Below are 12,019 nucleotides of genomic sequence, written 5' to 3' on the forward strand. Positions count from 1 at the left end.
GCTCAGGCCCGGGGGCGCGCTGTGATTGTCTTTCTTTTCCGGGCCTTGCCCCTCGCGGCTGAGCTAGCCTGCTGGGGTGTCTGATGCTACGTCCCCCTCCGGCTCCCTTTCCGACCCGATGCCTGACCTGAGTGGCCTGAGCGTGGCCGCCGCCTACCGCCAGGGCCAGCTGAACGACTTTTTCGTGCAGGCGTGGCCCCAGGGCACCCCGCGGGACTGGGTGCAGGCCTGGGCGGATGCTGGAGAGGCCAGCCGCCAGTTGGACCCGCAGCAGCGGGCGGCGCTGGTCCTGGCTCTGCGCGAGTACCACGCCAGCCTGGGCTTGCTGACCCCCGCCACCGAGGCGGCGCTGGCCGCGCTGGCCCACCCGGCGGCGCGGGTGGTGGTGGCCGGGCAGCAGGCGGGCTTGCTGACCGGCCCGGCTTACGCGGTCCACAAGGCTGCCGACGCCGCGCTGCTGGCCCGCGAGCTGAGCCGTGAGGACGCGCCGGTGGTGGGCGTGTTCTGGATTGCCAGCCAGGACCACGACGCCGAGGAAGTGGCCTGGGTCAGCCTGCTGGACCTGGAAGAACAGCTCTGGCGCGAGGTGGTGGAGCTGCCGGCCGGACGCCCGGTGGGCCGGATTCCCTGGCGGGCCGAGTGGACCGAGATCCTGCGGGAGCTGCTGCAACGCTTCGAGGCCCCGGAGCCACACCGTCAGGCGGTCTTGGCGCGGCTGGAACGGGCCACGGCGCCGCTGCCGGACGGCCGCACCCCCGGCTGGGCCGACGTGTTCGCCCGGCTGATGCACGGCCTGCTGAGCGACGCAGGGTTGCTGCTGCTGGACCCCCTTTTCCCGGCGCTGGCCCGGCTGATGGCTCCCACCATCGCCCGCGAGCTGGAGCGCCCGCTGGAAGGCCCGGCCCGGATTGAGGAAGCCGCCGGGCGCCTGCTGGCGCTGGGCCTGACGCCGCAGCTGCGCCGGCCGGCCGGGGCCACCAACCTCTTTCTGGAAGAAGATGACGGCCAGCGCCGGCTGCTGCGGGTCAGCGGCGAGACGTTCAGCACCGACAGCGGCCGCGAGTACACTCGCGCCGAACTGCTGGCGCTGCTGGAGCGTGATCCCAGCCTCATCACGCCGGCGGCGGGCCTGCGGCCTATCGTGCAGGACACGCTACTGCCCAACCTGGCCCTGATCCTGGGCGACGGCGAAATCGCCTATCTTTCCGAGCTGACCGGGGTCTATGAGTTACACGGCACCCGGCAGCCGGTGGTGTGGCCCCGGCTGAGTGTCACCTGGCTGGAGCCCAACGTGGCCCGCCTGCTGGGGCGCCTGGGCGCCACGGCCGCCGAGGTGCAGGCCGACCCGGCAGGCGTTCTGGGCCGCTCGCTGGCCGCCAGCCGGGGCCTGACCGCCGCCTCACAGGAGCGGCTGGCCGCGCTGGCGCAGCAATGGCAGGACCTCAGCGCCGAACTGGCTGCGCTGGACCCCACTCTGGAAAGGGGCAGCGAACGCGCCCGGCTCTCTACCGAGCGGCACTTTGCCCGGTTGCAGCAGCGGGCGCTGGCGGCGCTGGCCCGGCAGGAAGACACCCGCAGCGGGCAGCTCAGTCGGCTGCGGCTGCACCTGCTGCCTCACGGGCACCTGCAGGAGCGCGAGCTGAGCTTCGTGACCTTTTTGCTCAAGCACGGCGAGGTGGTGCTAGACCTCTTGCTGGCCCAGCCGGCCGGCGCCCAGGCCGAGGTGAAAATTCCCTGACCTGCTGCTAGAGCAGTGCTCCGAATGACGCGTGCGTCGGGAGGACACTGCTACCCGCTCCATTCTCTGCTCCGCAGCTTTGCAAGGACCCGTCCTGCTCTTTGTTTTGCACTCGCTTCGCTCGCCAAAAAGCCGTGCCAGCTTTTTGTCAAATGCTCTAGTTCACCTGGTCGCGCAGCAGTTCGGCCAGCTGTTCCTTGGCGCGGAACACCCGGCTTTTGGCGGTGCCCAGCGCCACGCCCTGCAGCTGCGCGATGTCCTCGTAGGGCAGGTCTTCCATAAAGCGCAGCACCACCGCCTCGCGGTAGTCCTCTGGCAGCTGCATCAGCGCCCGCTGCACCCGGTCCTGCGCGTCGCTGCTCTCGGCCGCCCGTGCCGGCGAGTGCGTTTCGCTGGGCACTTCATAGCCGATGTCCTCCTGGGCCTGCTCCAGGCTGAAGTGGGCATGCTGCTTGCGGCGGTGCGACTCGATCTGGGTGTTGCGCGCCACCGCGTACAGCCAGGGCAGGAAGCGCTGGCCCGGCTGAAAAGTGCCGAACGACCGCCAGGCCCGGTAAAAGACCTCCTGTGTCAGATCCAGGGCGTTGTCGCTGTTGCCTTCCAGCCGGTAGAGATACCCGTAAATCCGGCCCTCGTACTCCTGAATCAGCTGGAACCAGGCCTGCTCATCGCCGGCCAGCAGCAGGGCGTGCTGCTCGGCCCCGATCAGATCGGCCTGCGGGTCGGCGGTCGGCGGTGACGGGAGGTCCATCTCTGTCCAGGGTAACCTATGCGGCGGTTGGGCGGGGAGTGGAGCTCCCGTCACGCGTGCGCTCAGGCGCTGCCGCGCAGGGCCAGCCGGGGCGCCAGCAGCCGGAACTGCCGTTCGCGCGCTGGGCGGTTCTCTGCGTGCTCACGTACCCGCTCCAGCAGCAGCTCGGTGCCGCGCTGTGCCATATCCTCCAGCGGCTGATGCACCGTGGTCAGGCCCACCAGCGCGGCGGCCGGGTGGTCGCCGTAGCCGATGATTTTCAGGTCCTGCCCGGCTGCCCGGCCGCGGGCCTGTGCCTCGGTCAGCAGGGCGACTGCCAATTCGTCGCTGTGCGCCATGATGGTGACCCGCTGCGGCAGCCGGTCCAGCAGTTCGCTGGCCACGCGCGGCAGGTGGTCGTCCGCGTCTATCTCGATGTGGGTGGCCTGCCGCCCGGCACTTTCCACCCCTTCGCTGAACCCCTGGCGGATGGCGCTGCGCTGTGGGCGGGGCGGGGCATAGTGCGTCCACACCCCCACGATTTCACCGGGCAGGGTGGCGGCGTACTCGCCGGCGATCAGGCCACCGTAGCGGTTGTCGATCGCCACGTAATCCACCCCTTCTTCGGCCAGCGCGCCGACCCGCACCGCCGGCTGCGGCAGGCCCAGCGCGGCCCAGCTCTGGTAGGCGGCCTCGTCGCACAGCAGCAGGCCCTGTGCCAGCTGACTGAAGTGTCCGGCCTGCCCGGCCTGTTCGGCCCGCTGCGGCGCTCCTACCGCAAAAGCCATCAGGCCAAAGTCCTGCCCGTCCAGCGCCGTTTCCACACCGCGCATCACCCGGCTTTCCCAGACCGAAGACAGGCCTGCGATCAGTACCCCGATCAGCGCCTGCTCGCCGGTCGCAACCGGCAGGCGCCGGGCCTGTCCGGTGGGGCGGTAGTTCAATTCCTCGATGACGGCCAGCACCCGCTCGCGGGTTTCACCGCGCACCGAAGGGTGGTTGTTCAGCACCCGCGAGACGGTGCCCACGCCCACGCCGGCCGCTTCCGCTACGGTGTGGACGGTGGGGCGGCCACTGCGGCTGCGTCCGCCGCGGCTCATGCGGGTCTCCCGTCAAACCAGCGCTGGCGCTCGCGGAAAGCGGCTTTTTGTGCCTCGCTGGTTTGCTCGGCGCAGTGCGGGCAACTGACACCGCGCTCGTAGCGGGGGTCGGCGCGTTCGGCGTCGCCCAGCGGCCAGCCGCACGACCAGCACATCTCGGCGTGGCCCGGCTGCAGGCCGTGACCCACCGTGACCCGCTCGTCGAATACAAAGCACTCGCCTTCCCAGCGGCTGCGCTCCTGCGGCGTTTCTTCCAAGTATCTCAGGATGCCGCCCTGCAGGTGGTACACGTCGGTCAGGCCCTCTTGCAGCAGCAGACTGGTGCTTTTCTCGCAGCGAATGCCGCCGGTGCAGAACATGGCGACCTTCTTGCCTTCCAGCTCGGCGCGGTGTTCTTCCAGCCACGCCGGAAACTCGCGGAACGAGCTGGTCTGCGGGTCCAGTGCGCCCCGGAAAGTGCCGGCCTGATACTCGTAGCTGTTGCGGGTATCGATCAGGACCACATTCGGGTCGTCCAGCAGCTGATCCCACTCGGCGGGGCTGAGGTAGTGCCCCACCAGGTCGCGCGGCTGCACCTCTACCCCCAACGTCACGATCTCCTTTTTCAGCCGCACTTTCATGCGCTTGAACGGCTGGGCCGCCGCCAGAGATTCCTTGTATTCCAGCTGCGTGAAGCCCAGTTCCAGCAGCAGGCCGTGCAGAGCTGTGATGGCCTCGCGGGAGCCGGCCACCGTGCCGTTGATGCCCTCGGGGGCCACGATCAAGGTGCCGCACAGGCCCAGCGCGGCGCACTCGGCTTTCAGCCGCTCTTGCAGCGCAGCCGGCTCATCCAGCTCGCGGAACTGGTACAGCGCGGCCACCACCCAGGGGGCCGCCTCGGGCGGGAACGTGGTGGGTTGGGGGGCAGGCTGGGGTTGGTTCATCACTTCAGACTTTCTCAGGGGCGTGGGGGGACCCTTGCAGGACGCGGCTGGGATGCCGGGAGGAAACGGGCGGGCGGCACGGCAGGCCAGGGAAGAGGCTCTGTCCTTATTCTGAACACAGCAGCTGACAGGCTTCTTTTGGAGTTTCTTGCGGTTTGCCTGCCTTGTCTGATCTGTCCTGTGGGGGCCGGCTGGCCCCGGAAACAGGCACCTTAGGAATACCGTAGCAGCCGGGCGCGGCCCGAGTGACCGGTTCTGGAGCGGCAGGCCAGCCGCTACACTGGGGCGCGTGACCCTGCTGCTCCGCGTCCACAACCTGCGTCTCAGCCTGGGCGACCGTGACCTGCTGGCAGGCGTGTCGCTGGAGCTGCGCAGCGGTGAGCCTACCGCGCTGCTGGGCCGCAACGGGGCCGGCAAGACCACCCTGCTGGAGCTGCTGCGCGGCCAGCGTCCAGACTGGCAGCGTCGCCCCGATAGCGGCGAGCTGTGGTACCGCCCTGGGCTGCGGCTGGCGACCCTGGAGCAGCACCACAACTTTGCGCCGGGGGCCCGGGTGGGCGAACTGCTGGCCGCCGCGCACCCTTACCGCGCCCTGGAAGCTCAGGCCGAGGCTCTGGCGGCCCGGCTGGATGACCCGGCCGCACTGGAACACTGGAGTGAACTGCAAGCCCGGCTGGAACAGGCCCAGGCCGCTGCCTGGCCGGCACGGCTGGGCCGGATGCTGGCCGCGCTGGGCCTGCGGGATCTGCCGCAGCTGGAGCAGCGCGAGGCCCGGACCCTCTCGGGCGGCGAGCAAACCCGGCTGGCGCTGGCGCTGACCCTGGCCCGCGAACCGGACCTATTGCTGCTGGACGAACCCACCAACCATCTGGACATCCGCATGCGCGAGTGGCTGGAAGGGTACCTGCGCAGCTTCAGCGGCGGCCTGCTGCTCACCAGCCATGACCGCGATTTTCTGGATGCGGTGGTGGTGCGCTCGCTGTGGCTGGCTGACGGCGAGCTGAGCGAGTATCCCGGCGGCTACAGCCGGGCGCGGGCGCAGCGCGACCTGGAACGCCGCACCGGGGCGCGGGCTGCGCGGCTGGCGGGGCGGGAAGCCGGGCGGCTCTCGGCGGCGGCCGGGCAGCTGGACCGCTGGGGGCAGCGCTCGCAGGCGGTGCGCTCGCGGGCCGGGCGGGTGGAGGTGCCTGGTGCGCCCCTGCCCGAGCGGCAGCTGCGAATGCGGCTGCTGGCCGGCGACTCGCGGGCCCGGCTGCTGGCCTGGGGCGAGCATCTCAGCGTAACGTTCCCTGACCGGGAGGGTGGTCAGCGCCGCGTGCTGCATGAGGCCCGCTTCAAACTCCGCCAGGGCGACCGGGTGGTGCTGCTGGGCGCCAACGGCACCGGCAAATCCACTCTGCTGCGGCTGCTGGCCGGCGAACAGAAGCCCGACCCCGGCCCGCCCGAGCCGTTGCTGCGGCTGGCCGGCGGCGTCACGCTGGCCTACCTGGACCAGACCTGGCACGGCCTGACACCTGGGCGCGGCTTGCGGGCACAGTTTGAAGACCGTTTCGGAGACGCCGCCCCCGCACTGCTGGGCGCTGCCGGTTTCGGAGCCGTGCACTGGGACCAGACCCCCGAGCAGCTGTCGGGCGGCGAGCGGTCGCGGGCGGGGCTGGCGCTGGTCAGTGCGCTGCGCTCGGATCTGCTGCTGCTGGACGAACCTACCAACCATCTGGACGTGGAAGCCCTGCAGGCGCTGGAAGCGGCCGTGAAAGCTTACGGCGGCGCCCTGATCATCGTCACCCACGACCGCCGCTTTGCCCGCGAGGTGGCCACCCGGCTGTGGGTGATCGAGGCGGCCGAGCTGCGCGAGGTGTCCGGCTGGGGCCGCAGTGATTACGCGGACCCGGCCCGCGCCCTGGAAGGCGACCCGCCGCCCCCGCTGCCGGCTCCCAGCGCCCCGCAGCGGATGTTCCGGCTGGAGCGGGCGCTGCTGGATCTGCGCGCCGAGCTGGATACCCCCTGGCTGCTGTCGGGCCGCGAGGAAGCCCGCCGGCGTGCCGAAGCCGCGCAGCTGCAAGGCGAGCTGTATGACACCTACGCCGAGGTCTACGGCCAGGAACAGTGGGACGACGAGGTGCCCGAGCCGCCGCTGCGGGTACGTGGGGTGCGCTTTGAGACGGGCGGCATGTTCTGGGCGGCGGAGCAGCCCGAGTGCCCCCACCTCGCCTGGGACGGCCAGACCCTGCGCGCCTCCGGGCCGCTGCCGGCACATTTCGGCGAACTGCTGCTGGGCGGCGCCCTGCGAATCCTGTTCGAGCGCTGGAATGTGGGCCGTGTGCGCCTGGGTGGGGGCGGCCCGCGCCTTACCCGCCGCGAGTGGTTCGAGCGCGTGGGCACCGTGCGCGGCCGCTCCTCTTAAGAACCTGGCTTACCTTTTCCCCGTATACTTGCCGTTATGAGTGAAGTGATCATGGGCCGCATCGGCCAGGAGGGCGAGGGCTTCAGCGTTCGCTGCGAGATTCTGGAAGACAAGATCAAGGGCCGCGCCGGCAGCCGGCTGCACGGCAAGAACATTGAGCTGGAAATCACCGAGTCGGGCGTGCAGGGTAAGGTCGGCGACCAGGCCGTCAGCGTGGCGCTGGAAGCCGGCGAACTGCGCGGCACCATTGGGGATCAGCCCCTGACCCTGCGCGGCGTGGACCGGGTGACTGGTCGCTTCGGCGAACCGATTATCGGCTGGGATATCACCGCCCAGCAAAATGGTGATCACCTCGAAGGCCGCCTGGGCAGCACCGTGCTGGGCCGTCCCTTCAGCCTGGAACTGGCCGGCGCCCCCGGCTGGGTCGGCGTGCTGGTGGCCTTGGTGGCTTTTTACGCCCTGGAACCCCGCGCCAGCGCCAAAGCCGGCTGAGTCACTTTTCTGTCTCTTTTGCTCCGGTTTCCCGGAGCCAGGCCGTCCAATTGGGCGGCCTTTTTTGCTGTGGCCGGGGCCAGCCAGGGGGGCGCCGGCTCACACACTCAGCCCTGCCCCGGCAGTTCCAGTTCGGCCGGCATGGCGCCGCTTTCAGGCGGCACCAGCGCAATCATCACGGTGCCGGCCGGGGCCAATTCAGGAAAGCCGGCCGCTACCCGGAAATCATCGCCCTGACCGTACAGCAGCAGCACCGAACCGGACGGCAGCTCGGCCAGATAGGTTGCCAGGGGGTAGGCGTCGGTCAGGTGGGTACGCCGCACCCGCGCGCCTTGCTTGAACAGGATATCCAGCTCGCGGTAGGTGAGCGCCGGCGCGAACGCACTGTTGGCCGAGTAGGTCTCGCCGATCTGGGTACGGTTGCTGCCGCCGGGCTGCAACTGAAAGACCTTGCTGCGCCCGAAGGTCCGCTCGTACTTGCGGGCAATCAGGGTGTTGGCTTCATCGTTGGAGGTCAGCGCCAGCAGCTTGCCGATGCCTTCCAGCGGCAGCGTGTCCGCCGCTTCGCTGAGCAGGCTGCCGTAAGCCCCGCCCAGCCCCTCGTACCGCGCCTGGGCAATATTGGCGCGGTTGGTGTCGGACAGCAGCACGTCGGCCCCCTCCTCTTTGAGGGCCAGGGCAATTTCGCGTGCCCAGCTGTGGGCGCCCACAATCAGAAAACCGCGCGGCTCGGCCTGCGCCACGCCCAGAGCGCGGGCCACCGGCTTGGCGGTCAGGCTGGCCAGAATCACCGTGCCCACGATCACCGTAAAGACCAGCGTCAGCAGTTGCTCGCCGCCGGCCACGCCCATTTCGGTCAGACGTCCGGCGAACAGCGCACTCACCGCCGCCGCCACGATCCCGCGCGGCCCCACATAACTGATAAAAGCCCGCTCCTTCAGGGTCAGGTTGCTGCCCCGGGTGCTGACAAACACGCTGATAGGCCGCACCACCGCCATCATGAACAGCAGCAGCAGCAGCGGCTCCGGCTGAAACACCGCCCGCAGCGCCGGCTCGGGGATATTGGCCGCCAGCGCCACAAAAATGGTGCTCAGCAGCAGCACCACCACCTCTTCCTTGAAATGCACCAGCTCGCCCAGCCGGGGGATGTTCATGTTGGCGGCCATCATGCCCATGATCGTCACCGAGAGCAGGCCCGATTCCGGCGCGAAGATATCGGTCAGCCCGAAGGCCAGCAGCACCCAGGCCAGCACGCTGGGATTGACCAGTTGATCTGGAATAATCTCGCGCCGCAGCGCCCAGATCATGATCAGGCCCATCACTACGCCGAATGCCGCGCCCACGCCCATGAAGGTGGCAAAGTGCGTCAGGGTGGCGGCCAGCGCCTCGTTGCCGCTGCTGGCCCGCACCCACTCGAAAGCGATGGCGGCGGCCAGCACCCCGATCGGGTCAATCAGGATGCCTTCCCAGCGCAGGACGCCGGCCACCCGCGGGTTGGGGCGGATGTTCTGCAGCAATGGGGCGATCACGGTAGGACCGGTCACGATGACCAGCGCGCCAAACAGCGCTGCCACGTTCCAGCTCAGGCCGGTAATGTAGTGGGCGCCGGTCGCGGCCAGCACCCAGGTCAGCAGCGCGCCCACCGAGATCAGCCGGGTCACGGCCCGGCCGTGTCCGGCGATGTCGCTGAATTTCAGGGTCAGGCCGCCCTCGAACAGAATCACGGCCACCGCCAGCGAGGTCAGGGTCTGCAGGCCCGAGCCCAGCACCGCGCCGGGGTTGATCAGGTGCAGCAGCGGCCCCGCCAGAAAGCCGATCAGCAGCAGCGGCAAGATGGCGGGGATTCTCAGGCGTGACGCCAGAATCTGCGCCCCCAGGCCCAGGGCCACGATGATGGGCAAGACCACCACCGCCTGGTTCAGGGCATGTGCGAAATCAATCTGCATAACGCACAGTATGGCGGCACCTGTGGCCAGAAGTGCCGCCGGCCGCTGCCGCGCCGGGGGCCGCCTTCATGCGGGGCGAGCTTGTCAGGCTCCCGTGCCAGGGCTTTTCTATACTGGGCCTCACCATGATTGAACCCACCCTGGCGCTATACGGCGATGCCTACGAAAGAGTTGACCGACATCTCGAAGAACTCCTGAAAAATACCGGCGTCCGCTATTGCCTGCTGGTGGACCGCAAGGGCTTCGTGCTGTCGCACAAGGAAGCCATCTGGGCACCCCGGCCGCCGGCCCTCGACAGCGTGGCTACCCTGGTCGCCAGCAACGCGGCGGCCACCTCGGCGCTGGCGAACATGCTGGGTGAAAAAGCGTTCAACGAGCAGATTCACCAGGGCGAAAACGGCACGCTGTACGTGGAAGCGGTGGGCGACGACAGCCTGCTGACCCTGATTTTCGATTCCACCGTGCCGCTGGGCCGGGTCAAGGTGCAGACCAAGAAAACCATCGGAGAAGTGGCCGCCATTTTGGATGAACTCAAAGATGCCCCTCCCGTGCAATTCGACGAAGACTTCTCCAAAGGCGCCAGTGCTCTGCTGGACGACCTGCTCGGTTAAGGGACAAGGGGTAAAACATGAGCACCATCAACTTTGCGGCGCGCGAAATCAACTGCAAGATCGTCTATTACGGCCCCGGCGTGGCCGGCAAGACCGTCAATCTCAAGTACGTCTTTTCCAAGGTCCCCGAGCGGCTGCGCGGTGAAATGGTCAGCCTGGAAACCGAGGATGAGCGCACCCTCTTTTTTGACTTCATGCCGCTGGAACTGGGCAGTGTGCAGGGCTTCAAGACCCGTTTTCACCTGTACACCGTGCCGGGGCAGGTGTTCTACAACGCCAGCCGCAAGCTGATTCTGCGCGGCGTAGACGGCATCGTTTTCGTGGCCGACTCGGCCCCCGAGCGCCTGCGCGCCAACGCCGAAAGCATGCGCAACCTGCGCGAGAACCTCGCCGAGCATGGGGTAGACGTGAACAGCATTCCCATCGTGCTGCAGATCAACAAGCGCGACCTGCCCGGCGCTCTGCCGGTGGACATCATCCGCTCGGTGGTGGACCCCCAGCGCAAGCTGCCGGTGATCGAGGCCGAGGCGATCAACGGCAAAGGCGTGTTTGAATCGCTCAAGCTGGCTTCCAAGCTGGTGCTGGACCGCCTGTCCAAGACCGGCTGAAATCGTTAGTCGAAAGGAGAGCGCCAGCAATCACAGCTGGCGCTCTCCTTTGGCTGTGCCGGGTAGGCTTTACTGATCCAGGCTTTCGATCACGCCGCACAGCACCCGGGCGCCGGAGTTGCCGGCCGGGTTGGTGCGGTAGTCGTCGCTGTCCGCGTGCAAAATCAGTGAGCGGCCCAGGATGCCGCGCTCGCCACGCAGGCTGAATTTCCGGGTGGTGAACTCGGCGCTGCCCCGGCCATCGGCGCCGACGTTCAGCATCGGAAGGTCGCCGGCGTGGCCCTGGTCGGAAGGCACGTCCGGGCCGGCGTGATTGCCAGTGCCGGCCGGGTCAAAGTGTCCCCCGGCTGCGCCGAAGACGGTGGGTTTGCCGTCCACCACCTTGTCACTGCACTCCCCGGCGGTATGCACATGCATGCCGTGCATGCCAGGCTTCAGCCCGGCGACCTGCACGCTGACCAGCAGTTCATCGCCGGCCAGCTGGGTCAGGAACACCTGCCCTTTCACCTGCCCGCTGGGGTCGGTGAGGTCGGCGGTAGCGGCGTCATGGGCACTTCTCAGGCCACCGGCGTTGTTGTCCGTCAGGGTAACGTTGCCGGCGTCCGGGAGCTGGCCAGCACTGGTGGCGCCGCTCTGTACTGTGCCTGAAGCGTTGCTGCTAGACAGGCCTGAAGCGTTGCTGCCAGACAGCGGCAGCGCCGGAATCACCAGGGTGCTGCTGGCGGTGCTATACACCGGCGCAGGCCGGGGAATGGAAGTAGGCGCGGGCGCAGCCACCACCGGCCGGGGAGCCGGCGCAGACGGAGCCACGTAGCCACCTCCAGCCGAGACGGCACCGGAGAGGGCGAGGGCCAGCAGGGGAAGGAAACGGGTACGGTTCATAAACAACCTCCGGGGGCCGGTCAGCCGCTGCGACGCTCGCTTGCTCGCTGCCCGGGAAAAGTGGGGTGTCGCCAGTATGGCGGGCCCTTCCCGGAAGCGTCCAGCCAGCAAAAACTTAGGCCAGGACTCAGCCGGATCATGCTCTTTCCTCAGAGAACCTCACCGCCCGTTCATGGCTGGCAAGGCCAAGCGGCCTTTCAGCCGAGACCAGCAGGCCGCCGGCTGCCTGACTTCACCTGAGATGAGGCGGAGCGCGGCAGCCAGCGGCCCGCCAGGCTTCAGAACTTGCTAAAGCGGGTTAGGCGGAAAGGGGTTTCGGGCCGGCCATCTTGCTGCTTGTCCAGCTGGGACTGGGCGACCACCACTTCGTTGCCTACCGCCGCCATACCGGCGGGATAGCGCAGGCCGGCCAGTGGCTTTTCGGCGGCGATCTGGCCACTGCTCCAGTCCTGGCTGAGACGCACCCGGCTGATCACTTGCTCGCGGTTGCGCGACACGTAAAGGTCGTGGCCGTCCAGCAGCAGGCCGTCACCGTCTTTCAGGCCGCCCATCACCTTATGCACGGCCTTGCTGCGCAGGTCGAAG

General features: G+C 68.4%; 11 protein-coding genes. 5 read left to right on the top strand and 6 right to left on the bottom strand.

The window, feature by feature from the left end; translation table 11 throughout:
• The first annotated feature begins 118 nt into the window (after nt 1-118).
• Nucleotides 119-1,738 (top strand): bacillithiol biosynthesis cysteine-adding enzyme BshC, encoded by a 1,620-nt coding sequence (bshC, locus tag OCI36_RS01105; protein ID WP_261663407.1) that lies wholly within the window; start codon nt 119-121, stop codon nt 1,736-1,738.
• A gap of 157 nt (nt 1,739-1,895) precedes the next feature.
• On the opposite strand, the gene OCI36_RS01110 is transcribed toward bshC, so the two are convergent.
• The 3 genes from OCI36_RS01110 to OCI36_RS01120 all read right to left on the bottom strand — a co-directional run bounded on the left by OCI36_RS01110 (nt 1,896) and on the right by OCI36_RS01120 (nt 4,491).
• Nucleotides 1,896-2,489: an RNA polymerase sigma factor gene (locus OCI36_RS01110; protein ID WP_261663229.1), complete on the bottom strand. Its 594-nt coding sequence runs from the start codon at nt 2,487-2,489 to the stop codon at nt 1,896-1,898.
• 62 nt (nt 2,490-2,551) lie between these two features.
• The gene (locus tag OCI36_RS01115) at nt 2,552-3,568 is read right to left on the bottom strand and encodes a LacI family DNA-binding transcriptional regulator (protein WP_261663230.1); all 1,017 of its coding nucleotides are present in this window, start codon (nt 3,566-3,568) and stop codon (nt 2,552-2,554) included.
• Nucleotides 3,565-4,491, bottom strand: coding sequence for a rhodanese-related sulfurtransferase (locus OCI36_RS01120; protein ID WP_261663231.1), 927 nt, complete (start codon nt 4,489-4,491; stop codon nt 3,565-3,567). Before OCI36_RS01120 ends, OCI36_RS01115 begins: the two co-directional genes overlap by 4 nt.
• A gap of 289 nt (nt 4,492-4,780) precedes the next feature.
• Between OCI36_RS01120 and OCI36_RS01125 the strand changes: the two genes are divergently transcribed.
• On the top strand, nt 4,781-6,895 hold the full coding sequence (locus OCI36_RS01125; RefSeq protein WP_261663232.1) for an ABC-F family ATP-binding cassette domain-containing protein: 2,115 nt from the start codon (nt 4,781-4,783) through the stop codon (nt 6,893-6,895).
• A 36-nt stretch (nt 6,896-6,931) separates the two neighbouring features.
• Nucleotides 6,932-7,387, top strand: coding sequence for a hypothetical protein (locus OCI36_RS01130; RefSeq protein WP_261663233.1), 456 nt, complete (start codon nt 6,932-6,934; stop codon nt 7,385-7,387).
• Nucleotides 7,388-7,494: 107 nt separating this feature from the next.
• Here the strand turns inward: OCI36_RS01130 and OCI36_RS01135 are convergent, their stop codons facing one another.
• A complete protein-coding gene (locus OCI36_RS01135; RefSeq protein ID WP_261663234.1) occupies nt 7,495-9,333 on the bottom strand; it encodes a cation:proton antiporter in 1,839 nt (612 codons plus the stop codon).
• A gap of 125 nt (nt 9,334-9,458) precedes the next feature.
• On the opposite strand from OCI36_RS01135, the gene OCI36_RS01140 reads away from it, so the two are divergent.
• Nucleotides 9,459-9,944 (top strand): roadblock/LC7 domain-containing protein, encoded by a 486-nt coding sequence (locus OCI36_RS01140; protein WP_261663235.1) that lies wholly within the window; start codon nt 9,459-9,461, stop codon nt 9,942-9,944.
• A 17-nt stretch (nt 9,945-9,961) separates the two neighbouring features.
• A complete protein-coding gene (locus tag OCI36_RS01145; protein ID WP_261663236.1) occupies nt 9,962-10,552 on the top strand; it encodes a GTP-binding protein in 591 nt (196 codons plus the stop codon).
• Between the two features lie 69 nt (nt 10,553-10,621).
• On the opposite strand, the gene OCI36_RS01150 is transcribed toward OCI36_RS01145, so the two are convergent.
• Complete coding sequence (locus OCI36_RS01150; protein ID WP_261663237.1) at nt 10,622-11,434, bottom strand: superoxide dismutase family protein; 813 nt, start codon at nt 11,432-11,434, stop codon at nt 10,622-10,624.
• Nucleotides 11,435-11,712: 278 nt separating this feature from the next.
• A complete protein-coding gene (locus tag OCI36_RS13285) occupies nt 11,713-11,997 on the bottom strand; it encodes a hypothetical protein (RefSeq protein ID WP_315941227.1) in 285 nt (94 codons plus the stop codon).
• Nucleotides 11,998-12,019: the final 22 nt, after the last annotated feature.

It is taken from the genome of Deinococcus sp. Marseille-Q6407 (assembly GCF_946848805.1).
Taxonomy (GTDB): domain Bacteria; phylum Deinococcota; class Deinococci; order Deinococcales; family Deinococcaceae; genus Deinococcus.